This is a genomic window from Streptomyces sp. NPDC102437 (assembly GCF_044765565.1).
In the GTDB taxonomy this organism is placed as follows: domain Bacteria; phylum Actinomycetota; class Actinomycetes; order Streptomycetales; family Streptomycetaceae; genus Streptomyces.
Map to the genome: position 1 here is coordinate 106,462 of NZ_JBIWKI010000005.1, position 22,530 is coordinate 128,991.

At 70.6% G+C, this 22,530-nt stretch carries 24 protein-coding genes; 13 read left to right on the top strand and 11 right to left on the bottom strand.

What is annotated here, in order from left to right; translation table 11 throughout:
- The first annotated feature begins 93 nt into the window (after nucleotides 1–93).
- Nucleotides 94–684, top strand: a complete 591-nt coding sequence (locus ACIRJP_RS08715) for an exonuclease domain-containing protein (RefSeq protein ID WP_404170005.1) — start codon at nucleotides 94–96, stop codon at nucleotides 682–684.
- On the opposite strand, the gene trpS is transcribed toward ACIRJP_RS08715, so the two are convergent.
- Nucleotides 678–1,727 (bottom strand): tryptophan--tRNA ligase, encoded by a 1,050-nt coding sequence (gene trpS / locus ACIRJP_RS08720; RefSeq protein WP_404170008.1) that lies wholly within the window; start codon nucleotides 1,725–1,727, stop codon nucleotides 678–680. The genes ACIRJP_RS08715 and trpS overlap by 7 nt on opposite strands.
- Before the next feature lie 178 nt (nucleotides 1,728–1,905).
- The gene (locus ACIRJP_RS08725) at nucleotides 1,906–2,487 is read right to left on the bottom strand and encodes an ATP-binding protein (RefSeq protein WP_404170011.1); all 582 of its coding nucleotides are present in this window, start codon (nucleotides 2,485–2,487) and stop codon (nucleotides 1,906–1,908) included.
- Nucleotides 2,488–2,874: 387 nt separating this feature from the next.
- On the opposite strand from ACIRJP_RS08725, the gene ACIRJP_RS08730 reads away from it, so the two are divergent.
- The 3 genes from ACIRJP_RS08730 (at nucleotide 2,875) to vph (ending at nucleotide 4,966) form a co-directional block, all read left to right on the top strand.
- Entirely contained in the window at nucleotides 2,875–3,708 is an 834-nt protein-coding gene (locus tag ACIRJP_RS08730; RefSeq protein ID WP_404170444.1) for a helix-turn-helix domain-containing protein, read from the top strand.
- 6 nt (nucleotides 3,709–3,714) lie between these two features.
- Complete coding sequence (locus tag ACIRJP_RS08735; protein WP_404170014.1) at nucleotides 3,715–3,933, top strand: DUF397 domain-containing protein; 219 nt, start codon at nucleotides 3,715–3,717, stop codon at nucleotides 3,931–3,933.
- Between the two features lie 172 nt (nucleotides 3,934–4,105).
- Entirely contained in the window at nucleotides 4,106–4,966 is an 861-nt protein-coding gene (vph, locus tag ACIRJP_RS08740) for a viomycin phosphotransferase (RefSeq protein WP_404170017.1), read from the top strand.
- Nucleotides 4,967–4,980: 14 nt separating this feature from the next.
- On the opposite strand, the gene ACIRJP_RS08745 is transcribed toward vph, so the two are convergent.
- Nucleotides 4,981–5,187 (bottom strand): hypothetical protein, encoded by a 207-nt coding sequence (locus tag ACIRJP_RS08745; protein WP_404170020.1) that lies wholly within the window; start codon nucleotides 5,185–5,187, stop codon nucleotides 4,981–4,983.
- An 84-nt stretch (nucleotides 5,188–5,271) separates the two neighbouring features.
- On the bottom strand, nucleotides 5,272–6,060 hold the full coding sequence (locus ACIRJP_RS08750; RefSeq protein WP_404170023.1) for a maleylpyruvate isomerase N-terminal domain-containing protein: 789 nt from the start codon (nucleotides 6,058–6,060) through the stop codon (nucleotides 5,272–5,274).
- Between the two features lie 167 nt (nucleotides 6,061–6,227).
- On the opposite strand from ACIRJP_RS08750, the gene ACIRJP_RS08755 reads away from it, so the two are divergent.
- The gene (locus tag ACIRJP_RS08755) at nucleotides 6,228–6,827 is read left to right on the top strand and encodes an SMI1/KNR4 family protein (RefSeq protein ID WP_404170026.1); all 600 of its coding nucleotides are present in this window, start codon (nucleotides 6,228–6,230) and stop codon (nucleotides 6,825–6,827) included.
- 21 nt (nucleotides 6,828–6,848) lie between these two features.
- Here ACIRJP_RS08755 and ACIRJP_RS08760 read toward each other — a convergent pair whose 3' ends face one another.
- The 3 genes from ACIRJP_RS08760 to ACIRJP_RS08770 form a co-directional block, all read right to left on the bottom strand.
- Nucleotides 6,849–7,970, bottom strand: a complete 1,122-nt coding sequence (locus tag ACIRJP_RS08760; protein WP_404170447.1) for a Fic family protein — start codon at nucleotides 7,968–7,970, stop codon at nucleotides 6,849–6,851.
- Nucleotides 7,971–8,057: 87 nt separating this feature from the next.
- Nucleotides 8,058–9,659, bottom strand: a complete 1,602-nt coding sequence (locus ACIRJP_RS08765) for a hypothetical protein (RefSeq protein WP_404170029.1) — start codon at nucleotides 9,657–9,659, stop codon at nucleotides 8,058–8,060.
- Between the two features lie 4 nt (nucleotides 9,660–9,663).
- The gene (locus ACIRJP_RS08770; RefSeq protein WP_256260242.1) at nucleotides 9,664–9,804 is read right to left on the bottom strand and encodes a DUF6126 family protein; all 141 of its coding nucleotides are present in this window, start codon (nucleotides 9,802–9,804) and stop codon (nucleotides 9,664–9,666) included.
- Nucleotides 9,805–9,976: 172 nt separating this feature from the next.
- Here ACIRJP_RS08770 and ACIRJP_RS08775 point away from each other — a divergent pair, with 172 nt between their 5' ends.
- The 3 genes from ACIRJP_RS08775 (at nucleotide 9,977) to ACIRJP_RS08785 (ending at nucleotide 12,351) form a co-directional block, all read left to right on the top strand.
- Nucleotides 9,977–11,110 carry an LLM class flavin-dependent oxidoreductase gene (locus ACIRJP_RS08775; protein ID WP_404170032.1) on the top strand — a complete coding sequence of 378 codons (1,134 nt, stop codon included), beginning with the start codon at nucleotides 9,977–9,979 and terminating at the stop codon, nucleotides 11,108–11,110.
- Between the two features lie 5 nt (nucleotides 11,111–11,115).
- Nucleotides 11,116–11,787: an FMN reductase gene (locus ACIRJP_RS08780; protein WP_404170035.1), complete on the top strand. Its 672-nt coding sequence runs from the start codon at nucleotides 11,116–11,118 to the stop codon at nucleotides 11,785–11,787.
- 138 nt (nucleotides 11,788–11,925) lie between these two features.
- A complete protein-coding gene (locus ACIRJP_RS08785; protein WP_404170038.1) occupies nucleotides 11,926–12,351 on the top strand; it encodes a universal stress protein in 426 nt (141 codons plus the stop codon).
- A gap of 82 nt (nucleotides 12,352–12,433) precedes the next feature.
- Here the strand turns inward: ACIRJP_RS08785 and ACIRJP_RS08790 are convergent, their stop codons facing one another.
- Complete coding sequence (locus ACIRJP_RS08790; RefSeq protein ID WP_404170041.1) at nucleotides 12,434–12,844, bottom strand: hypothetical protein; 411 nt, start codon at nucleotides 12,842–12,844, stop codon at nucleotides 12,434–12,436.
- A 118-nt stretch (nucleotides 12,845–12,962) separates the two neighbouring features.
- Between ACIRJP_RS08790 and ACIRJP_RS08795 the strand changes: the two genes are divergently transcribed.
- From ACIRJP_RS08795 to ACIRJP_RS08810, 4 genes are all read left to right on the top strand, one after another.
- The gene (locus ACIRJP_RS08795) at nucleotides 12,963–13,886 is read left to right on the top strand and encodes a hypothetical protein (protein ID WP_404170044.1); all 924 of its coding nucleotides are present in this window, start codon (nucleotides 12,963–12,965) and stop codon (nucleotides 13,884–13,886) included.
- Nucleotides 13,887–13,999: 113 nt separating this feature from the next.
- Nucleotides 14,000–14,950: an NADP-dependent oxidoreductase gene (locus ACIRJP_RS08800; protein ID WP_404170046.1), complete on the top strand. Its 951-nt coding sequence runs from the start codon at nucleotides 14,000–14,002 to the stop codon at nucleotides 14,948–14,950.
- 39 nt (nucleotides 14,951–14,989) lie between these two features.
- On the top strand, nucleotides 14,990–15,241 hold the full coding sequence (locus ACIRJP_RS08805) for a DUF2630 family protein (RefSeq protein ID WP_266731475.1): 252 nt from the start codon (nucleotides 14,990–14,992) through the stop codon (nucleotides 15,239–15,241).
- Nucleotides 15,242–15,317: 76 nt separating this feature from the next.
- Nucleotides 15,318–17,240, top strand: coding sequence for an FUSC family protein (locus ACIRJP_RS08810; protein ID WP_404170450.1), 1,923 nt, complete (start codon nucleotides 15,318–15,320; stop codon nucleotides 17,238–17,240).
- Between the two features lie 73 nt (nucleotides 17,241–17,313).
- Here ACIRJP_RS08810 and ACIRJP_RS08815 read toward each other — a convergent pair whose 3' ends face one another.
- A complete protein-coding gene (locus ACIRJP_RS08815; RefSeq protein WP_266731474.1) occupies nucleotides 17,314–17,715 on the bottom strand; it encodes an RNA-binding S4 domain-containing protein in 402 nt (133 codons plus the stop codon).
- 55 nt (nucleotides 17,716–17,770) lie between these two features.
- Nucleotides 17,771–19,462: a hypothetical protein gene (locus tag ACIRJP_RS08820; protein ID WP_404170049.1), complete on the bottom strand. Its 1,692-nt coding sequence runs from the start codon at nucleotides 19,460–19,462 to the stop codon at nucleotides 17,771–17,773.
- Nucleotides 19,463–19,775: 313 nt separating this feature from the next.
- Between ACIRJP_RS08820 and ACIRJP_RS08825 the strand changes: the two genes are divergently transcribed.
- Nucleotides 19,776–21,392: a VWA domain-containing protein gene (locus ACIRJP_RS08825; RefSeq protein WP_404170052.1), complete on the top strand. Its 1,617-nt coding sequence runs from the start codon at nucleotides 19,776–19,778 to the stop codon at nucleotides 21,390–21,392.
- On the opposite strand, the gene ACIRJP_RS08830 is transcribed toward ACIRJP_RS08825, so the two are convergent.
- On the bottom strand, nucleotides 21,326–22,528 hold the full coding sequence (locus ACIRJP_RS08830) for a sensor histidine kinase (RefSeq protein WP_404170453.1): 1,203 nt from the start codon (nucleotides 22,526–22,528) through the stop codon (nucleotides 21,326–21,328). The two genes, ACIRJP_RS08825 and ACIRJP_RS08830, sit on opposite strands and share 67 nt — an antisense overlap.
- Nucleotides 22,529–22,530: the final 2 nt, after the last annotated feature.

Consider the following 22,530-nt stretch of genomic DNA (forward strand, 5'->3'; position numbering starts at 1 on the left):
CGGCCCGCCCGCCCTTCACCCGACCGTGCGGCACAGCTCCGGCCGAACGAAATCCACATGCCTGGCACTCCCCTCCGCCCCTACCCTGCCGCCATGGACACCGACGCCCCCGACCTCCTCAACGTGATCGACATCGAGGCGACCTGCTGGGACGGGCAACCGCCCCCGGGGGCGGTGAGCGAGATCATCGAGATCGGCCTGACGGTCGTCGACCTGCGCGCCGCCGAGAGACTCGCCCGCCACCGGATCCTGGTCCGGCCCACCCGGTCCACGGTCAGCGCCTTCTGCACCGAGCTGACCGGCCTCACCCAGGCCGAGGTGAACACGGGAGTGCCCTTCGCCGAGGCCTGCCGCCTGCTGGCTTCCGAGCACCGGTCGGGCACCCGGCCCTGGGCCAGCTGGGGCGACTACGACCGCAACCAGTTCACCCGCCAGTGCCGCGCGACCGGCACCCGGTACCCCTTCGGCCACCGCCACACCAACGCCAAGCTCCCCTTCACCGCCGCGCACGGCCTGCGCAAACGCCCCGGAATGGCCCAGGCCCTGGAGGTGGCGGGCCTCCCCCTGGAGGGCCGCCACCACAGCGGCGCGGACGACGCCTGGAACATCGCGGCGCTGATCCTGGACGTGGCGGCCCGCGGCGCCTGGCCGGAGGCCACCGCCGACGGGCGGACGCACTACTGAAGCGCGCCGCCCATCACACTCCGCACCTCCTCCAGCGTCGCCGCCGCGATCTCGTTGGCGCGCTCGTTCCCGGCGCGGAGCACCGACCGTACGTACCCCATGTCCCGCGCGTACTCCGCCCGCCGGGCCCGGATCGGCGCCATCCGGCTGTTGACGGCCTCGGTCACGGTCCGCTTGAGCGCGGCGGCACCGCCCCCACCGATCTCCTCCGCCACGGCGTGCGGGTCCCGTCCCAGGCAGAGCGCCGCCAGCAGCACCAGCGAGGACACCCCGGGCCGGCTCTCGGGGTCGTACGTGATGTGCAGCTCGGCATCCGTCTTCGCACCCTTGATCAGCCGGGCGGTCTCGTCCGCGTCGGCGCCCAGCGCGATGGAGTTCCCCCGGCTCTTGCTCATCTTGGTGCCGTCGGTGCCGAGAAGGAGCGGCGCGTCGGAGAGCAGCGCTTCCGGTTCCGGGAAGACCGCCTCGTACCGCTCGTTGAAGCGCCGGGCGACGGTGCGGGTGACTTCGAGGTGCGGCAGCTGGTCCTGCCCGACCGGCACCAGGTTCCCCTTGCAGAACAGGATGTCGGCGGCCTGGTGCACGGGGTACGTGAACATCAGCCCGCTGACGGCCGACTGCCGGGAGTGCGCGATCTCGTCCTTCACTGTCGGATTGCGGTTCAGCTCGGCGACGGAGACCAGGCTCAGGAACGGCAGCATCAGCTGATTGAGCGCGGGCACGGCGCTGTGGTTGAAGACCGTCGAACGTGCCGGGTCGATCCCGACGGCCAGGTAGTCCAGCAGCATCCCCTCCATGTGCTCGCCGAGCCGGTCGGCGACGTCCCGGTCGGTGAGCACCTGGTAGTCGGCGATGATCACGAACACGTCCACCCCCAGCTCCTGGAGCCGGACACGGTTGTGGAGGGTGCCGAAGTAGTGCCCGAGGTGCAGGGGCCCGGTGGGCCGGTCCCCGGTCATCACCCGGAACTTCTGCGGGGCCTGCCGGATCCGCGCCTCCAGGTCGGCAGTGCTTGCGGCGACTGTGGCTGTGGCTGTGCTCATCGGTCTTCTCTCCTCGCGAGTGCTGGTTGCGTGGAGGACGGCCCGCCGTGGTCACCGGCATCCGTACCCGTACGAGGGCAGAGAAAAGGGCCGTCCATATCGAACGGCCCTGATTCCGTGCAGAGGGAAGGCGGCCGCTCCTAGAAGGAGCGCCACCAGTTTCGGCACGGTACGGAGGTCATGACCCGAGCGTAACGGACCCGAACTCCGCCCACACGACCTTTCCGGGCCCGTGCCGCGCCCCGTACCCCCACCGATCCGCCAGCGCGGCGACCAGCAGCAACCCCCGCCCGCCGCACGCGCCGGGCTCCGGATCGCGCACCTGCGGCACCACGTCCGAGACATCGTGCACCTCGATGCGCACCCCGTCGTCCAGCGGCCGGAACCGGGTCTCGATCTCCCGCCCCGGCGAGACCCGGGCGTGCTGCCCGGCGTTCGTCAGCAGCTCGGACAGCACGAGCACCGCGGACTCCTCCCACTCCGAGAACCCCCACCCCGCGAGCACGGTACGCAGTTCCGCCCGCGCCAGCGATACGCAACGCGGATGTCGGCTCCAACGCAGAACGACAGTACGGTCCGCCGCCTCCCCCATCAGCGCACCACCGCACCGAGAACCGGGCTGGGTCCTGCCCCGATGCCGTACCGATCCAGCCACCACACCCGCCGCCACTCCCGCCGGAACCGATTCTCGGCACGCTCCCAGCGGGCGAACTCGGCTCTCTGGGCACCGAGTTGACGCCGCGAGTGGACGGGGAAGCATGGGCGTACGAGTTTGCCGCCCCACCGCTCCCTGCCTGGGAGTCGGGTTAAGAGACACCGGAGTGGTGCGAGCAATCGACCGATAAGGTTCAACACGTTGACGCTCCTTGGTGCGCGTTGGCCATGCCCCCGGACCGGTGCCACGGTCGCGGGGGTCCTTGCTGAGACAGCACAAGCCGCCACAAGCACCCCGCCGTGATCAAACATCCACAGAGGGTGACTGCGCACTCAGCATGCTCCGACTCACACAAAGAATGCAAGGATTGCGTACTACTGCCATGCGTTCGAAGTGATTTGAGGCGTCACGCAGTGACCATCCACACTCGCGGGTACCACCCAGGCAGCGAAGGGACGCAGCGTGCCGGAGAAGCGACAACGACCGCCCACCGTGAGGCTCCGCCGTCTGGCCGCCGAACTACGTCGGCTTCGAGCCGCAGCAGACCTGACACGCGAAGACGTGACCAAGGCGACGGGCATCAACGAGGCGACCCTCTATCGCATCGAGAAGGCGCGCGCCCGGCCGCAGAAGCGAACCCTGAACGCTCTTCTGGATCTCTATGCGGCGAACGAAGCGCAGCGTGCCGATCTCCTGGCAGTCCAGAACGGTTCCAACGACCAGGGCTGGCTGCGTCCGTACCACTCCGAGCTGCCCGAGGAGTACACCGCCTACATCGGCTTCGAGAGCGAAGCTCACACCGTCCGCAACTACGAGTCCCTCTTCGTCCCAGGACTTGCCCAGACGGAGTCCTACGCCCGTGCGGTGGTCAGAGGCGTATTGCCGACCGCCAGCAAAAAGGAAGTGGAACAACGCGTCCGGGCTCGCGTGGAGCGACAGTCGTTGCTCACCAAGAAGGACCCGCTTCAGCTCTGGGCCATCGTGGACGAAGCCGCGGTGCGACGCCTCGTGGGCGGACGCGAAGTGATGCGAACACAGGCCAGGCACCTGCTCCGGCTGACGGAAGAACCCAACGTCACGATCCAGGTGATCCCGTTCGAGAAGGGCGCTCACGCCGGCATGACGGGCAACTTCGTCCACATGGATTTCCCGGATCCCGCAGACCCGGAACTGGTCTACGTGGATACACCCGCGGGCGATCTCTTCCTGGAGTCCGAGGCGGAAATGCGACGCTACAAGTCGATGTTCGAGCACCTTCAAGCAGTAGCCCTCGGGCCGAACGACAGTGCTGATCTACTGGCTAGAGTGGCAGAAGCGAGAGACTGAGAGCAGGTGTTGACAGTGCAGTACGACCCCACGCAGCTCACCTGGCACAAGAGCAGCTACAGCAGCGGCAACGGACAGTGCCTGGAGATTGGCGACGGCGTCCAGGGTGTCGCCCCAGTACGGGACAGCAAGAACGCTCAAGGCCCCCTGCTCTCTTTCCGCACAGACAGTTGGTCCACGTTCGTGACCGCGGTGAACTCGGGCGCCTTCTCCGTCGACGCGTAGCGCCCGACGCCAACTGAGGCCCTCGCCCTCTTCCCGGGGCGCGAACCCACCCCGCACAGACCCGGGCCCTACGCCTGCCTGCGCTGGGGCGGACGCCCGCTCGCCGACGCGGCCTGACGGCTCCGTCACGTACATAGCCGCCGCGCCACGGAAGGACCCAGAGGTCGCCTTCGTGAACATCCAAGAAACACATCGCGCTCTGCTGAGCCGCCTGCTGCCTGACAGCAAACCGGACGACCTTGCCGTACGTCAGGGGCAATTCCACAACGTGGTCATCGGCTCGGACCGCGTCGTGTGTCTGCCCCGCACCCAGGCAGCGGCCGCCCGCCTGCCTCAACGGGCAGTCGCATTGCGTGCGCTTGCCGGGCTCGACCTTGGCTTCCGCACACCTGAGCCGCTGCTCCAAGGCGGTTGCCACGGCACCGACGTGCCATTTCTGGTACTGAGCCGCATTCCCGGAGAACCGTTGGCGGCCGACGCACTCAACGATGCCCAGGTGTTCGGCACCGTGGCGACGCAGTACGCCACGCTGCTGGCCGGTCTGGCCCGCGTCGGCACCGATGAGACAGTACGAGCGGTTCTGCCTCAGGCACCACAAGATCAGTGGCGGCGGTTCGCGGACAGCGTGCGCGCCGAGTTGTTCCCGCTCATGTGCCACAGCGGTCGTCTTCGGGCCGAGCGGGAACTCGCAGCACTCGGCAGCCTTCCCCACCTCACCCGAGCAGTGGTGCACGGTGACCTCGGCGCCGAAAACGTGCTCTGGGAGTGGAAGCACGGCCTGCCCCACCTCGCAGGAGTACTCGACTGGGACGACGTCACACTCAGCGACCCGGCCGAGGACCTCGCAGCCATCGACGCCAGTTACGGCCACGGCCTGTTGGAACGGGTGCTCGCCCTGGGCAGCTGGTCAAACAACGGACTCACCGCCCGCATTGCCACGATTCGCAGCACATTCGCCCTGCAGCAAGCCCTCTACGCCATCCATGACGGCGATGAAGGAGAACTGGCGGACGGTCTGGCCGACTATCGCTGAGGCATACCGGCACATCACTTCATCGAGCACTTCGCGTCAACAGAAACCGGCGAACCTTCCCGGTCACAGCACTGGGCGGCGGAGGCCGGCGCCAATTCGTCCGGCAGACGCGCCCACTCCTCGTCGAAAGCGCCGTCGTCCAGGGAACGCAGATAGCGGTCCATCAGGTCGGTGATCTCGGCCCGGTCGGTCAGGGCCCGCACCTGTCGCTGCATCTCCATGGTGTCGATGGCAGAAGGCTCCCGCCTCAAGCGCACGTGAGGTCAAGGCACTTGGCCTGCTCCGACCGACCGGGCGTGCAACGGTTACGCGTCGTCCGGGTCCCAGGCCAGGAGCTGGTCGAAGATGCGTGCGTCGCCGTCGACTTTCAGGGAGTCCACCGGAATCCGGCTGTACAGGGCCAGGACCAGCTCACCGGCCGTGCCCCGGGCGGAGGCGGCGGCAGCCGTGGCGGGCTCCGTGCCGGACTCGGGGAAGTGGGTGGCCTGTACGCCGTCGGCGGAGAGCGAGAGGCGCCAGGACCGGCCCTCGGTGGCGTGGTAGTCGACGACAGCGGGCTCGTACGGCCAGGTGTACGGCCCCGCGCAGCAGGTGGACAGGAACTCGTCGACGCCGTCGAGTGCCGCCTCGGCCGGCAGCGGTTGCGGGGCGTCCGCGGTGATCTGGGCGTCGTAGGTGTGCACCATGGCCTCCTGGGCCTGGTGCCGGGCGACGGCACCGCTGGTCTGCGGCGACTGCGACCCGGCCCACCACGTCCAGCAGCCGCGGTCCGGGCCCGCCTCGCGCAGCGCGCCCAGCAGCAGCTCCGTGGACTCGGCCGCCCAGGCCAGCAGGGCCTCGCGCTCCTGGGGCGCAGTCGAGGAGAGCTGCGCGGACCGCTCGGCCGGGGGAGCGTCGGCGGGCCCCGCGGCGACAACGGTGGCCCAGAAGCGGTGCACCCCGCCCAGGTGCCGCACCAGATCCAGCAGGGTCCAATCGGGGCAGGACGGCACCTGCGCGTCGAGACCGGGCGCGGAGGCGACCGCGGCCCGGAACGCGGCCGACCGTTCGTCGATCAGCCGCAGCAGAACAGGGAACTCCAAAGTCTTTGCCACGCCGACTGTTTATCACCGTGCCCGGCAACCGGACAGCGTTTTTCTTGATCAACGGCGACGGGCCGATCGGCCGTCGTAGGCTGAATCCCGGATGAAGGACGCCCCGAACCGCCTGCAGTGGGCGATGAACCACGGCAATCAGCGGTCCGATACACCGAGGCGGAAGAATGACAGTGGGCAAGAACCCCCATATAGCGGCGCTCGCACAGATCGTGCCGACGCGGCACGGCGTGGACGAGCAGATCGACTGGAGCGCGGTCGAGGAGATCTGGGGGACCCGGTTCCCGGCCGACTACGTCGCCTTCATGGAGGTGTACGGGGCTGGGCAGGTCAGCAGGGAAGTCGGAATTCTGCTGCCGGTGCCGCGGCCCGATGTCTACTCGGACTGGAACGGACTGCGCGACGAGACCGAGAACGCCCGCGGCACCTGGGAGATGCTCGGCGGCAGAGCCGCCCTGGACGTGGACCCCGGCTCCATCCTGGCCTGGGGCGTCACCACCGGTGCGGACATCTACTGCTGGCTGACCACGGGCGACGACCCCGACCGCTGGCCTGTGCTGGTGTGCGGCCGGCACACCAGCCCCGCCTTCCAGGTCCACTCCTTCGGGATGGCGGAATTCCTCCGCAGACTGCTCACCGACGAAGAGTTCCAGGAGGAGACGATCAGCGTCACCCTCCCGGAAGAGCCTTCCTTCATCAACTGGCGTGAAGGGAAACGGCGTTGGGGCGCCGGTCTGAACCCGTCCACGGGCGAGCCCTGGGACTAGGAGCCATGCGGCGCCACGAGATCATGTGGCGTACGGGTTGCTGATGGTGTGATGCCGACGCGCGGTGGCCAGCACCCGCTCCGGGAACCATGGGCCTGCGACGTAGTGACGGCCTTTCGTCCGGCCCACGGCCGTCAGCAACTGCGCCTTGGTGAGTGCCTGCAGATCCCGCGTGGCCTGCTGCGTGTTGATCGCTTCGGCCTTCTCGTACCGGCTGCGCCGCACCCGGCCGACCATGGCCACCTCGTGCAGCGCGGTGACCTGCCGCTCCGTGACTCCGTGCGTACCTGTCTCCTCCATCAGTTGCATCCAGCAGTCGTTGGAACGGTCGACACCGCGTTGCACCCGCTGAGTCTGCTGGTGGTAGGCGAGCAGGTTGAATTTGATCCAGGGCGAGGTGCCGCGCTCCGGCGACCAGACCGGCCCTCCGACCTCTCGCAGCACCTTGTAGTACTCCCAGGTGTTGCCCGGCATGCCGAGCCACTCCTCGATCGAGGAGAACTCGGGGGCGAGAACACCGCCGCGCGCGATGAGAAGAGTCTGCAGCGAGCGGGACATACGGCCGTTGCCGTCGGACCACGGGTGGATCTTCACCAGGTTCAGGTGGGCCATGGCTGCGCGGAGCAGGAAATGACTGTCCGGGTCGCCTTCGTTGAGCCACTCCACGAGCTCGCTCATGAGCCCGGGAACCCGCTCCTGATCAGGGCCTTCGTAATCGGTGGCGAGCTCGTCGCCCGGTGCGGTGATACGGATCGAGGTCCTGCGCCACTGCCCGGCGAGCTTGCGGGGGTGGTGATGCCCCTGGAGCATCCAGTGCAGACTGTTGAGGAGTTCCTTGCTGTAGCGGAAATCGGTCACATCATGCAGTGACTGGATGTACGTCATGGCCTGTTGGCAGGCCAGCGTCTCCGCCTTGTTCTCGTCACTGGCCTCGACCTCGCGCTCGCCATCCATCAGGTCGGCGACGTCCACGGCATCGACCCTGTAACCCTCGATCGTGTTCGACGCCGCGATGGCACTGGCCGTCAGGGCCTTACGCAGATCAAGGGTCCACTTCATCGGAGCCTGCTGCACCGCGTGCCGCAACTGTTCGCGCAGACCGCTCGGCTGTTCGCCCGGGACGGTCAAGAGCTGGACCAACAGGGCCTTGGAACGGCTGCGCGCCGCCGGCGCGCTGAGTGTCACGTGGGACGAAGACCCCCTCGTACTGCTCAGGATGGGCCGCCGCTCCTACAGCCGCCCCATTACCTCGCCGAACGCCACGCTCCAGCCGTCCTCCGGGCCCCAGTTGTCCTCCGCCCTCGACAGGAGCAGGACCCTGGCAGGCACGCCGGCCGCCGCGTAGGCGGCGAGCTTGTGGTGGCCGTCCAGGACGGCGGCCGCCAGGAAGCGTTCGGGGTACTCGGCCTCCACGTAGATGTCCTCGACCCAGGCGAGGGCCAGGGCGGCGGGGCGGTGGCCTGCCGCGATGGCCGAGGCGTACCGGGTCACCGTGTCCGCGTCGAGTGCGTCCAGCGGCTGGGACGGAAGCAGTACGCCGTACGTCGGGGTCTCGCCGGGGATGCGGTCGCGCAGCTGGAAGTGGGCGGTGCCCGGCCAGTCGGCTAGGGGGTCGTCCGTGACGTACGGCTCGGCGTCCTCGCGCAGCGCGCGGCGCCGGAACCACCACGACGCCGCCGGGTCGGTCACCCGCTCCAGGGCGAGGTCGGCCAGGTGGGCGCGGTAGTGGCCGGTCGGGAGCTCCGCGATGAGGGGAGCGGCCGCGTCGAGCACGCCGGAGCCCAGGCCGTCCACGTCGGCGAGTGCGGTGCGCAGGCGGTCCGCGCCCTCCCGGGCCGCCCGGGGCGGCCAGCCGAGGAGGGTCATCGTCGTCTCGCACGTACCGCAGCCCGAGCCGACGTGATAGACACGCTCGCCGTCGATCCGGAGGGACTTGTCCCAGCGGGGCCAGGACGTGCCGGGCGCGGGCGGGTCGTAGTCGATACGGATCCTGCCCCGGCCGTCCTCGACGGTGAAGCGCGCGTGGCGCGGGGAGTCGAGTGTGAACTGGCCGACCGACGGCGGGACCGGGCTGTCCAGCCGGCGCTCGGACCAGATGCCGTGCAACAGCCTGCCGTGGTCGCCGTCAGGAGGATCCAGGGGGAGCAGCGGGTGCCGCCCGGTCAGGGCGACCAGGGCGTGGTGCACGTCCCCTGCGGGCACCCGGTTCGTCTCCAGCTCCCGCAGGAGGTGGCATATCGCGGCCGGGTCGTCCAGCAGTTCCAGGGCCACGACGAAGGCGCCGTGCTGCAGTCCGGTCAGGCCGGGGAGGCGTTCGGCGACCGGCACCGTCCACTCCCGGGCGCCGAGCCGCCCCAGCGCCATGGCCGCGCGCCCGCTCAGACGCTCGTGGTCCAGCAGCCCGCCGAGGAACGGTGCGAAACCCGTGTCCTTGGACAGCCCCATCGCGTCCACCAGCGGTTCCACCGCGCCGAGCTCCTCGGCGAGCCGGTGCAGCTCGGCCGCCGGAATGCGCAGCCTGCGCTGCACCGCCGTGCCCAGCAGCTCCTTCGCGCTGTCGCCGTCGCCGCCGCTCTCGGCCAGCAGGCGCAGGAACACCGGGACGGCCGGTTCGCCGAGGGCCCCCAGCAACCAGGTGAGGTGGCGCCGCTCGGCCTGCGCCGCCCGGCCGTAGCGGGCCCCGATCGCGTCGGGCAGGCCCGCCGGGGCGTCCTCGGCCAGTGCGAACAGCGCGCTCCAGATGTCGTCCGCCGCGAGCACCGCCTCCAGGCGCGCCGGTGCCGTGCCGCCCGTACCGCCCATGTTCCCCGTCCCCACCCCTGCCCCGCTCACTTCACTACTTCTTCGCGTGCTCGCCGACGTAGAACAGGATCCAGATGAAGCCCGCGAAGAGATGCGTGGCGAATACGTAGACGAAGACGCGCAGGGCCACGCCGCGCTCCTTCCAGCGCTCGCTCTCGCCGCCGCTCCCGCTCACAGTCCCGCTCTCCGTCCGGGCGCGGTCCGTGCCCGGTCCGCGCGTCCCGTCCAGGGTACGCACTGGTCCGGAGCTCCCTCGGGGGGCGCGGAATAGGTCAGGGGGGTGCTCCGTTGTAGGGTGTGTTCACATAGTTCAACGTTCAACAACTCTAGTTCTGGAGGCGGGCGCCATGCAGTTCGGGATCTTCACCGTCGGAGACGTCACCACCGACCCCACGACCGGCCGGACGCCGACCGAGAACGAGCGGATCAAGGCGACCCTCGCCATCGCGCAGAAGGCGGAAGAGGTCGGCCTGGACGTCTTCGCGACCGGCGAGCACCACAACCCGCCGTTCGTCCCGTCCTCGCCGACGACCACGCTCGGCTACATCGCCGCCCGCACCGAGAACCTGATCCTGTCCACGTCCACGACTCTGATCACCACCAACGACCCGGTGAAGATCGCCGAGGACTACGCGACGCTCCAGCACCTCGCGGACGGCCGCGTCGACCTGATGATGGGCCGCGGCAACACCGGTCCGGTCTACCCGTGGTTCGGCAAGGACATCCGGCAGGGCATCCCGCTCGCCATCGAGAACTACGCACTGCTGCACAAGCTGTGGCGCGAGGACGTCGTCGACTGGGAGGGCAAGTTCCGTACGCCGCTGCAGTCCTTCACCGCGACCCCGCGCCCGCTGGACGGCGTCCCGCCGTTCGTCTGGCACGGCTCGATCCGCTCGCCGGAGATCGCCGAGCAGGCCGCGTACTACGGCGACGGCTTCTTCCACAACAACATCTTCTGGCCCATCGAGCACACCGCGAAGATGGTGAACCTGTACCGGCAGCGGTACGCGCACTACGGGCACGGCACCGCCGAGCAGGCCATCGTCGGCCTCGGCGGCCAGGTGTTCATGCGGAAGAACTCGCAGGACGCGGTACGGGAGTTCCGCCCGTACTTCGACAACGCGCCGGTCTACGGGCACGGGCCGTCGATGGAGGACTTCACCCAGCAGACCCCGCTGACCGTCGGCTCCCCGCAGGAGGTCATCGAACGGACCCTGTCCTTCCGGGACGCCGTCGGTGACTACCAGCGCCAGCTGTTCCTGATGGACCACGCGGGACTGCCGCTGAAGACGGTCCTGGAGCAGCTCGACATCCTCGGCGAGGAGGTCGTCCCGGTGCTGCGCAAGGAGTTCGCCGCGCTGCGCCCGGCCGGGGTCCCGGACTCCGCGCCCGTCCACCCGGCCGTCGCCGCCCGCACCGCCGGTGCCGGCACTTCTGCCACTGCCGCCACCGCCACCGCCACCACCACGAAGGAGGCCTGACCACCGTGTCCAACACGTCCGACGCCTTCGTCACCGAGCCCCTGCGCATCGTCGCCGTATCGGCCGGGCTGAGCAGCCCGTCCTCGACCCGGCTGCTGGCCGAGCGGCTGGCCGGCGCCGCCCGTGAGCGGCTGCTGACCGAGCAGGACCGCACGGTCGAGGTCCGGGTGATCGAACTGCGCGACCTGGCCGTCGACATCGCCAACCACCTGGTCACCGGCTTCCCGCCGGCTGCCCTGGACGAGGCGATCAAGGAGGTGGCGGAGGCGGACGGACTGATCGCCGTCTCGCCCGTGTTCACCGCCTCGTACAGCGGGCTGTTCAAGTCGTTCTTCGACCTGATCGACAACACGGCGCTGACCGGCAAGCCGGTCGTCATAGCGGCGACCGGCGGCACCGCCCGCCACTCGCTGGTCCTGGAACACGCGATGCGCCCGCTCTTCGCCTACCTGCGGGCCACCGTCGTACCGACGTCCGTGTACGCGGCGTCGGAGGACTGGGGCTCGTCCGGCGACGAGTACACCGACGGGCTGCCGTCCCGCATCCGGCGGGCGGGCGGCGAGCTCGCGGCCATGATCACGGGCGGCCGGGCGGCGTCCGGGGCGCGGCGGACCCTCGGGCTCGACGACGAGGTCGTGCCGTTCGAGCAGCAGCTCGCCGACCTCCGCCTGGACTGAGGCCCCACCGCCTGCACCCCTGCCTGGTTTGACTAGAGTTGGCACGAAAGATGCGCCGTACGGGATTTCCTGTGCGTCCGGTACGCACGGTACGTACGGCGCCTCTGCGCACTGAGCCGAACCGAGCTGGAGGCAGAGATGGGCAGGATCGTGGTGGGCGTGGACGGCTCCGAGTCGTCGATCAAGGCGCTGCACTGGGCCGTACGCCAGGCGGAGCTGACCGGCGACACGGTGGAAGCGGTCAACAGCTGGGAGTACCCCGCGACGAGCTGGGCGTCGATGATGCCCGGGATGCCGGAGGACTTCGACCCGCAGGCCCTGGCCACCGTGGCCCTCAACGAGACACTGGAGGAGGCCCTGGGCGCCGAGGGGGCGGCGGCGGTCAGCAAGATCGTGGTGATCGGCAACCCGGCCCAGTCCCTGCTGGACCGCGCCAAGGGTGCGAACCTGCTGGTCGTCGGGGCGCGCGGCTACAGCGGCTTCAAGGCGACCCTGCTCGGCTCGGTCAGCCTCCACGTCACCCAGCACGCACCGTGCCCGGTGACGGTCGTACGCGACGTGTGACCGGCACCAGCGGTCGGGCGTGAGAACGCGAAGGGCGGGCCCGCACGAACGTGTGCGGGCCCGCCCTTGAGTCCGTACGGACTCACGTCTTCTCGTGCGTGTAGTAGATGTAGAAGGTGCTGATGAACATTCCGAGGCCGACCGCCAGCCCCAGCGCCGCGGACCGCAGCACGCTCGAATCGGTGAGCCCGACCAGCAGGCCGATCGCCGCCGCGGTCAGCGCACCGTAGGCCACCGCCCGCACCAGGGGCAGCATGGTGTGCTGGATCCGGCCCAGCACGAAGCACAGCGCCGCGAGCGCCACCGCGGTGATCAGGCCGTACCAGAACTGCCGGTAGCCGGTCGCGCCGTTGTTGCGGAGGATGAACGAGGCGTAGAGACCGTACGCCGCCCCCAGCGTGACGGGGATCGCCCAGGAGCTCCTGCCGTGCGCGCGAGCCCGAGAGCTCGGCCGGGTCCGTCCGCGGGCCGGCATTGCCGCGTGTGTGGACATGCGGGGTTCTCCTTCCGTGGCTCCTTTTCCTTCCAGGGCACACCCGGCCGCGCCGCCCGGCAACTCGGATGGCGTACGGCCCGGGGCGCGCCGCCCCGGCACGGGATTCCCTGGACGGGTGCGGACGTATCTCTCGGCGACTCTCTCGGTGGTACTGGTGGTGCTGCTCGCCGTCCTGGTACCGGTCGCCGCGCTGTCCGCCTGGGTGGACCTGGAGATCGACAACACGGACCGCTACGTCGACGCGGTGGCCCCGCTCGCCTCCGACCCCGATGTGCAGAGCACCGTCACCGACCTCATCACCGACGGGGCGATGAAACAGATCGACGCCGGGCCGCTCCAGGACACCGTGCGGGAGTTCCTGCGCCAGGCGGTGCTGTCCTTCACCACCACCGACGCCTTCCAGGACGCCTGGAAGGCCGCCAACCGCACCGCACACGAGGCCGTCACCGCCGCCCTGAACGGCAACACCGGCGAGGCCGTGACCATCGATCTGGCCCCCGTGACCGGGCGGGTCAAGCAGAACCTGGAGGAGAACGGGGTGCCGTTCGCCGACCGGATCCCGGTCCAGCACACCGACATCACGCTCATCTCCGCCGACCGCGCCGACCATCTGCGCCAGACCTTCCGCCTGCTGCGGACCGGCAGCATCTGGCCGGCCGTGGCCACGCTCGTGGTCGCCGTCCTGGCCGTGGCCTGGCTGCGCGGCGGCGGGCCGGGGCACAGGCGCTCCTGGCCCGCCGCGCTCTCGGCCACCGCCGTTGTCGGGCTCGGCTTCGCGCTCGGGGCGCTGGTGCTGCGCGCGGTGCTCGCGTACACCCGCGACCGGGTGCTGTCCGAGGTGCCGGACAGCGAGACGGCGGGGGCGGCGGCGGTGTACGACGCGCTGACGGGCTCGCTGCGCACGACGGCGTGGGCGGTGTTCGCCGTGGGGCTGGCGGTGGCCCTGTGCGCGGGTCTGGTGCGGATGCGGCGGCGGAAGCGGGTGGGCCGGGGAGAGGTGGGGCGGCCGGGAAAGCCGCGGCGGTCTGGTTCGGAATGACCCGGTCCGCAGGGCTCCGCAGGGCCTTTTCCGCTCGACATGCGGCGGCGGGCGGGCCGGGGAAGAGTGGTTCTCGTGACTGCCGGATCGGGGACGACTGAGAGGTCTTCCGCATGCGAGCCATAGCCGTCGGCGCGTTCCGGGCCGACCCCGCACTGGTGGAGATGCCCAAGCCCGAACCGGAGGCCGGAGAGGTACGGGTCAGGATCGAGTACGCCGCGCTCAACCCGTCCGACTGGCAGGCCGCACAGGGCTCCCCGGACGACGGACCGGCACCGCGCGTGTTCCCGATGGTCGTCGGGGTGGACTTCGCGGGCCGGGTCGACATGATCGGCAGCGGCGAGAACCGGTTCCGGGTCGGCGACCAGGTCTTCGGCCGGGTCGCCCGGCCGAACGCGGCGGGCAGCGGCACGTACTGCGACTACGTGTCCGTGCCGCAGGACTCCGCCATCACCGTCGTACCGCCCGGGCTCCCCCTGCGGGCCGCGGCCGCGCTTCCCTCTGCCGGCATGGCGGCCGCCCAGATCCTGGAGATCGCGGTGTTCCGGGGCCACGAGACCCTGCTCGTCATCGGTGCGGCGGGCGGCGTCGGCAGCTATCTGACCCAGCTCGCGTCCGCCCGCGACGTACGGGTGATCGCCGCCGTGCGCGGCCACGAGCACACCCGGATGACGGAGCTGGGCGCCGCCGTCACGATCGACCTCACCGACCGGCCGCTGGAGGCGGCGGTACGGGAGAGCTGCCCGGACGGTGTCGACGCACTGGTCGACCTGGTCTCCACCACCCCCGATTCCTTCGCCGGACACGCCGCCCTGGTACGCGGCGGCGGCATCGCCCTCACCACGCGCGGCATCGCCTCCGGGGCCGCCCTGCCCCCCGGCGTGACCGCTATCGACTTCCGGCTCGAACCCACCCCGGTCCTGCTGGACGTCCTGGCCGCGGGCGCCGCGGAAGGCGTACTGCGGGTGCCCGTCGACATCGAACTCCCCCTGGAGAAGACCCCGCAGGCCCTCGACCGGAACCGCACGGGCGGCGCACGCGGCAAGACCGTCATCGTGCTCTGACCACCTGCGCCCTTCTCCCCCCGCCACGAAGGAGACGTCATGGACGACCGGGAGCACGACATCATCGACGAGATCGGCGGACTCATCTCCGAGGAACGGAGCCTGCGCGACCGTTCCACCCGAGAAATGGGCCTCAGCGAGGAGGAGAAAGCACGGCTGCGTACCGTTGAAGTACGGCTCGACCAGTGCTGGGATCTGATGCGCCAGCGCCGGGCACTGAGCGAGTACGGCGAAGATCCGTCCGAGGCGCGGGTCCGGCCCGCCGACGAGGTCGAGGGCTACCGGAGCTGAACGCACGACCGAGGGGGACGCGTTGACCGACACGGACACCGGATCCGGACGGCGGCGGACGGCGCCACCCCCATGGCTGGCGCCACCCCCCTGGCTGCTGAGCGGACTACGCCCGAAGCCGTCCACGCCCATCGCCTGGGCGGGCGTCGCCCGCGCCTCCGTCTCCCTGGCCACACCGCTCGCCGTCGGCTTCGCGCTGGACCGCCCCGCGTACGGCGCGCTCGTCTCCATGGGCGCGCTCTCCGGCGTCATCGGCGACACCGCGGACGCGTACCGGATGCGGATACTCAACATCGCCGTGCCGCAGCTCTTCGGCGCGCTCGGCATCATGCTCGGCACGCTGGTGTACGGAACCGGCTGGGCGGCCGTCGCCGCGCTGACGCTGGTCGGCCTGGTCTCCGGGATGATGTCGACGATCGGCGCGGTCGCCTCGGTGTCCGGGCTGCTGCTCCTGCTCAACGCGGTGGTCGGGGCCGGCCTCCCGATGCCGCAGCCCTGGTGGGTGGCGCCGCTGCTGCTCACGGTAGGCGGCCTGTTCGTACTCACCCTGACCCTGCTGGCCTGGCCGTTGCGCCGGAAGCTCCCGGAGCGGGTCGCGGTCGCGGGCACCTACCTCGCGGTCGCCGACCTGCTCGCCGCCGCGGGCACCGACGCGTACGAGGAGCGGCGCCAGGCCGTCACCCAGTCCCTCAACACGTCCTACGACCTGATCCTGGCCCGCCGGGCCCGCTACCACGGCCGCAGCAACGCCATGGTGCGGCTGCTCGCCCAGCTCAACGTCGTCATCCCGCTCGTCGAGGCGGCCCCCGCCGTCCATGTGCGCCGGCTCAGGCTCCCGGACGAGATCCCGGCGGCGGTACGCGAACTGGCCGTCGCCGTCGAGGAGAGCCGCACCGGCCGCCCCGAACTCACCCTGCCCGCACCCAACTCACCCGCCACCCGTGCGGTGGACAGCGCCCTGCGGCACGCCGCGGTCGTGGTGCACAAGGCCGACCCCGACCCGTACAACGTCGACGACCGGCTCGGCCGCCCCGCCGTGCTCGGGGTACGGATCCGGCGGACCACCCGCGACGTGCTGTTCTCCGGGGCCTCCTGGCGGTACGGGCTGCGCCTCGCCCTCTGCATCGGCCTGGCCCAGGCGCTGACCTCGCTGATCCTGGTGCCGCGCTCGTACTGGGTGGCGCTGACCGTCACGTTCGTCCTCAAGCCGGACTTCGGCTCGGTGTTCTCGCGGGCCGTGCTGCGATCGGTGGGCACGGCTGCCGGGCTCGTGATCGCCGCACCGGTACTCGCCGCGGTGCCGATGGGCTGGTGGGACGTGCCGGTGATGGTGGTGCTCGCCGCGCTGATCCCGGCGCTCACCGCGAAGGGCTACGCCTTCCAGACCGCTGCCATCACCCCGGTCATCCTGCTCCTGTCCGACCTGCTGAACCACCAGGGCTTCCACCTGGTCTGGCCGCGCTTCCTGGACAGCCTGATCGGCTGCGCGATCGTGCTGGTGGCGGGCTACCTGCTGTGGCCGGAGAGCTGGCACGTACGGATAGGCCACCGGCTCGCGGACGCGGTGGCGGAAATCGCCGACTACGTCGCGTGCGCGTTCGAGCCGGGCAGCTCCGGCGACCGGGCGGAACGGGTGCGGGCCCGGCGCCGGATCTACCGCGACCTGTCGGTCGTACGTTCCGAATTCCAGCGCGCCCTGACCGAACCGCCCCCGGTCGGCACCCGGGCCGCCGCCTGGTGGCCGCTGGTCGTCGCGGTCGAACGCATCGTGGACGCGACGACGGCGGCCCGGGTCCGGGTCAACCACGGAGCACCCGAGCCGCCACCGGCCGAGGTCGCTGAGGTCCAGCGGCAGCTGCGGGAGCTGGCCGAGGGGATACGGGCCAGCGAGGTCCTGGTGGAGGTGCGCACCGAACTTCCGGGCGACGAGGAAGGCGTACTCGCTCCGCTGCGCCAGGAGGTGGCGGCGGCACGGGCCATCGCCTCGCCCCAGCCGTAGGAGCTGCTCCGGCGGCAGGGCTTCTCCGGCGGCGGGGCGGCCCGACGGCGGGGCGGCACCACCGGGTGGGCTGTCAGCCCGTGGGGCCGGCCCCCCGCAGCCGTTCCATCTCGCGCCGGTCCCGCTTCGTCGGCCGGCCCGCGCCCCGGTCCCGTACCGGAACCTGGATCGCCGCCTCGCGCGGCGGCGGGGGCGGGCTGTTGTCGATGAAGCACTCCGCCGCCACCGGAGGGCCGACCCGTTTCTTGACGATCTTCGAAACGACCACGATCCGGTCGCGTCCGGCGTGCCGGAGCCGTACCTCGTCGCCGACGCGCAGTGCCTGGGCGGGCTTGGCGCGCTCGCCGGCGACCTTCACATGACCCGCGCGGCAGGCGGCAGCGGCCTGCGAACGGGTCTTCGTCAGCCGGACCGACCAGATCCAGACATCGACCCGAACGCTGCCCTCCGCCTGCGGCGCCTCACCGGAAACCATGCCTCCGACTGTAGGGCCTGTCGTGGGTTCGTCGGGATCGTCGGGGTCGTGGGGATCAGCCGAAGTCGCTGATCACTTCACCCATGTTGTAGCTGTACAGCTCGCGCTTGCACGCTCCGCACCTGCTCGGCGCGTGCTCGCTCAGCGACCACAGCTGCGGCGCGAAGCCGTCGCCGCGCCCGTGCGCGAGGTAGAGGTCCTCGGGCCCGAACGCCGACTCCAGCGTCTTCGCGTTGCCGACGAGCTGGGACGCCCCGTCGACGGTACCCGGCGTGGCCTGGAGCAGCCGGCCGTTGTCGTAGCCGTTGCTGCGGTGGAAGTACCACTTGCCGTCGTACCGCGTGACGCCCTGGATCTTGTGCCACAGCGCCTCGTTGTTGAACGTGGCACCGGTCGGCAGGCCGTACGCCAGGTCGGCGGAGGCGGTCGTGCCGGTGGCGCCCTCGACGGCGGCGGTCAGCTCGGTCATCGGGTACGTGCCGACGCGGCCGGGGCTCGTGCCGCCGTTGTTGGTGTTGCAGTACTCACCGAGGACCATGTGGTCGGTGTCGGTCCGGTCCAGCGAGATGTACGAGGCCTTCGGGCGGCCGGTGGCGTAGCACCGGTTGCCGCTGGTGGTCCCGCCGTTCTTCGCCGTGGTGAACTTCAGCGTGGCGACCTGCGGCATGACGTAGCGGTAGCCGTAGCCGTACCAGACGTTGCTCTGACGGCCGATCCGCTTCTTGTCCACGACGTTGCTGACGAGCCCGTCCGGCGTCGGGTCGTCGACGTCGGCCTTGTTGTCCGGGTTGAGGTCCATGATCTTGCGCAGGTCGAAGACCCGCATGCCGTTGGGGGTGTCGGCGACGTACAGGTAATTGCCGTACCAGACCATGCCACCGGCGTGGATGCCGTTCTGCGCGGCGCAGGACGACGTCACCTCGGTGGTGCACTTGCCCTCGCTCGCGTGGAGCGCGTCGAAGGAGATGTGGTCCTTGGAGTTCATGTACGGCCAGACCAGCAGTACATGGCGGTACATCTGGGTCGCCTGGTTGAAGAAGCTGACCCGGATGCCCTTCTCGTTGCAGGCGTCCGACGCGGAGTCCTGGAGGCAGTTGTCGCGGTCCTTGGCGTAGTTGCTGCGGCCCGGGTTCTCCGCGTCGTAACCGGCCACGGCGATCGGCTCGGCGTTGGACGTGCCCCAGTCCTCGTCCTCCTGCGCGTCCGAGACACCGGTGATGGCCTGCGGCACCCACTCCGAGGACGTGGCGTCGTCGCTCTGCCAGCAGACGCGGTGGTTGACCGCCAGATCGGAACCGTAGATTCCGGCTGTTCCGCAGTCGCCTTCCCACTTGGAGGGCCGGTTGGCCTGCTCCATCAACTCGGTGAGTCCCTGCTTGGGCAGCGCTGCGTCCAATTTCGTGACGAGACCGGAGATATCGGTGCTCTTCACCAGCTTGAAGTCGGCGGCCCGGCCGGGGACGGGAGCGGCGAGAGCGGAGACGCCCGGGGCGGCGGAGGCCGAATCCGAGACCGCCGCTGATCCGGTTCCGGCGAAGTCGTCCTGCTCACCCTCGGATTCGTTGTCGAACCCGTCGTCCGGCATTCCCTCGTTGCCCGGCGCCGGGTCGTCGGCGGCCCGCACCGAGGAGAGCGGGGCGGACACCGGAGCGGCGGCGGCACCGACCGCCGGAACGAGGCCGGAAAGCATCGCACCCGCCGCAACGGCACAGGCGGCAAAACGTGTTCTGCGGGTTGGTTTTCCCATGTGGGAGCCCTTCTTGAGCAACGCTGTCGGCAACGGACAACGGTGTGCCCGACTTCGCGTCGGGCACACCGTCCATTCACGCTAACAAGGCAACTCATGACCGGGTGCGCACATTTGAACGACGTACATGAGGCCCGCACGCCATCGGCACAGGACTCATCGGGGGCTCCGTTGTGGCTCAGTTCCCACACGGGCGGGCCGCACCACCGAAGGGCCGGATCCGGCCGCTAACCTTACGTATCCGTCCTGGCCAGGGATCAATTCCCGCAGGTCGGACATTTCTCGCACCCAACTCACGCGAAAGGCCTCGCCCATGGGCATTCGGAGCTTGCTGCGCAAGGTGTTCGGCCGCGACCGCGCGGAGCAGGACGCGCCGACGGCCACGGTCCCGCCCCAGACCGAGCGCACCGCGCCCACGGAGTCGGAGCCGACCACGACGACGGAGACCACGTCCACGGCGGACGAGCGGATCGCGGAGCCGGCCCCGGTCCTCGAAACCACCCCGCCCACCAAGGCTTCGGTACCGGCGCCCGCCTCTCCCCGGTCTGCCGGCGAGAACAGCGGTCTGGCCTCGGACCTGGTGGCCGCCGCCTTCGACAAGGCGTCCGTCCCCACGGTCCCGGCGCAGAGCCCGGCCCCGAGGTCGGAGTCGACGGAGGCGAAGGCGGAGCCGGAGCCGGAGCCGGAGCCGGAGCCCGTCAAGGCCGAGGCAAAGGTGGAGGAGCCGGAGCCGGAGGTAGTCGAGGCCGAGGCGAAGGTGGAGAAGCCGGAGCCGGAGGTAGTCGAGGCCGAGGCGAAGGTGGAGAAGCCGGAGCCGGAGGTAGTCGAGGCCGAGGCGAAGGTGGAGGAGCCGGAGCCGGAGGTAGTCGAGGCCGAGGCGAAGGTGGAGAAGCCGGAGCCGGTCAAGGCCGAGGTCGCCATCGAGCCGGAAGTCGAGCCGGACGCAGAGCCCACCGCCGAGGCCGAGCCCGCCATCAAGGTCAAGGCCGAGGTGGAGGTCGAGACGGAGCCGGAGGCAGAAGCGGAGCCGGAGCTCACCGCCGCCGAGCCCAAGGCGCAGGCCGAGCCGGAGGCGCAGGCCGAGCCGGAGGCGCAGGCGCAGCCCGAGGTCAAGGCCGAGGCCCCCGCCCCGGTGGCCGAGCCCGCCCCCGTAACCGAGGCAGCCCCCGCAGCCGAGGCCGAGCCCGCAGCCACCCCCGTAGCCGAGGCGGACCCCGCAACCACCCCGGCCCCCACCCCCAAGCCCGCGCTCACCCTCGCCAAGGTCAAGTCGCGGGCCCCCGGGCTCGTCGACCCGTACAAGGCGGCCCAGGCCGGGCTGAAGGCGCACGGGCTGACCGGGCTGCGCGCCACCGTCTACCTGGTCCTCGACCGCTCCGGCTCCATGCGGCCGTTCTACAAGGACGGCAGCGCCCAGCACCTGGGCGACCGCGCCGTCGCACTCGCCGCGCACCTGGACGAGAACGCGACCGTCCCCGTCGTCTTCTTCTCGACGGAGATCGACGGCACCGGCACCGTCGGCCTCGCCGACCACGAGGGCCGGATCGACGAGCTGAACGCGGGCCTCGGCCGCCTCGGCCGTACGAACTACCAGAGCGCCGTCGAAGAGGTCGTCGCGCACTACGAGAAGTCGGAGGAGACCGGCCCCGCCCTGGTGATCTTCCAGACCGACGGCCCGCCGGACGCCAAGCAGGCCGCCAAGCAGGCGCTCGCCGACGCGGCGCGGCTGCCGCTGTTCTTCCAGTTCGTCGCGTTCGGCGAGGAAGACGCCAAGGGCTTCGACTTCCTGCGCAAGCTGGACGCCCCGAACGCGGGGTTCTTCCACGCGGGCCCCGCGCCCCGGGAGGTCGCGGACACCACGTTCTACCGCGAGATCCTCGCCGCGCTCCCCGCCTGGATCGCGGCCCGCGAGACGGTGACCGCCGACTGATCCACCTGCAGCCGTACGGTCACGGCGAGCCCGCCCCCGGGCCCCGGCACCGCCGTGACCGTACCGCCGTGCGCCACCGCGATGGAGCGCACGATCGACAGGCCGAGGCCCGACCCGCGCCCCATCCGGTCCTTGCCCTCGCCCCGCCGGAACGGCTCGAACAGCCCGGGGATGTCCGCCGCGTCCACCACCGGCCCGGTGTTGCGGACCTCCAGCCGTGCCCCACCGCCGGCCGTCACCAGTGACACGTCCACCGTTCCGTCCGGCACGTTGTACGTGACGGCGTTGGCCAGCAGATTCGCCACCAACTGCGCGAGCAGCATGCGGTTGCCCCGCACCGTGCAGAAGTAGGCATCGGCCCGCACGCCGGGGTGCCGGGCCGTCTCCTCCGCCACCACCTGCGCGAGATCCACCGGCTCCCGCTCGCCCTCGGCGAGCCCGCGCTCACTGCGCGCCAGGACCAGCAGCCCCTCTATGAGCCGCTCGCTGCGCCGGTTGTTGTCCAGGAGCGTCTGCCTGGTCCGTACGAGATCCTCCGGGGTCGGGTCGTCCAGGCCGATCTGGATCGCGGCCCGCTGGGTGGCGAGCGGGGTCCGCAGCTCGTGGGAGGCGTTGGCGATGAACCGCCGCTGACTGTCGAAGGCCTTCTCCAGCCGGGCCAGCAGCGCGTCGAGCGTGTCGCCGAGCTCCTTGAGCTCGTCGTCGGGGCCGCTGGACGCGATCCGCTCGTGCAGATTGTGCTCGGAGAGCCGGCGCGCTTTCTCTGTCATGGCATGGACCGGGCGCAGCACCCGCCCCGCGGTCCACCAGCCGACACCGACCGCGCAGGCCGTCATGACGAGCAGCGCGGCCACGGACCAGATCAGCAGCTGATGGCCGGCCGCGTCACTGACGTTGTCGGTGAGGTCGTAGACGGTGGGCGGCCCGAGGTTCCGCCGGGTGATGAGCGGACCGTTCACCGCGTAGCCGGGCTGCACGACGGCCGCCGTGCGGGCGATGTCGCGCGCCTGGGAGTCCGTACCGGCGCGGGAGGCGAGGTTGACGGTGGCGAGCAGCGCCGTACCGAGGACCAGGAACACCCCGCCGTACACGAGTGCGATCCGGGCCCGGATCCTGGAGTGCGGCACACCGGACAGCC

Bases quoted from the DNA above. Each gene is read 5' to 3' on its own strand.
- ACIRJP_RS08715 (WP_404170005.1), top strand. From the start codon at position 94: ATGGACACCGACGCCCCCGACCTCCTCAACGTGATCGACATCGAGGCG.
- trpS (WP_404170008.1), bottom strand. From the start codon at position 1,727: ATGAGCACAGCCACAGCCACAGTCGCCGCAAGCACTGCCGACCTGGAG.
- ACIRJP_RS08725 (WP_404170011.1), bottom strand. From the start codon at position 2,487: ATGCTTCCCCGTCCACTCGCGGCGTCAACTCGGTGCCCAGAGAGCCGA.
- ACIRJP_RS08745 (WP_404170020.1), bottom strand. From the start codon at position 5,187: ATGGAGATGCAGCGACAGGTGCGGGCCCTGACCGACCGGGCCGAGATC.
- ACIRJP_RS08755 (WP_404170026.1), top strand. From the start codon at position 6,228: ATGACAGTGGGCAAGAACCCCCATATAGCGGCGCTCGCACAGATCGTG.
- ACIRJP_RS08775 (WP_404170032.1), top strand. From the start codon at position 9,977: ATGCAGTTCGGGATCTTCACCGTCGGAGACGTCACCACCGACCCCACG.
- ACIRJP_RS08785 (WP_404170038.1), top strand. From the start codon at position 11,926: ATGGGCAGGATCGTGGTGGGCGTGGACGGCTCCGAGTCGTCGATCAAG.
- ACIRJP_RS08790 (WP_404170041.1), bottom strand. From the start codon at position 12,844: ATGTCCACACACGCGGCAATGCCGGCCCGCGGACGGACCCGGCCGAGC.
- ACIRJP_RS08800 (WP_404170046.1), top strand. From the start codon at position 14,000: ATGCGAGCCATAGCCGTCGGCGCGTTCCGGGCCGACCCCGCACTGGTG.
- ACIRJP_RS08805 (WP_266731475.1), top strand. From the start codon at position 14,990: ATGGACGACCGGGAGCACGACATCATCGACGAGATCGGCGGACTCATC.
- ACIRJP_RS08815 (WP_266731474.1), bottom strand. From the start codon at position 17,715: ATGGTTTCCGGTGAGGCGCCGCAGGCGGAGGGCAGCGTTCGGGTCGAT.
- ACIRJP_RS08820 (WP_404170049.1), bottom strand. From the start codon at position 19,462: ATGGGAAAACCAACCCGCAGAACACGTTTTGCCGCCTGTGCCGTTGCG.
- ACIRJP_RS08825 (WP_404170052.1), top strand. From the start codon at position 19,776: ATGGGCATTCGGAGCTTGCTGCGCAAGGTGTTCGGCCGCGACCGCGCG.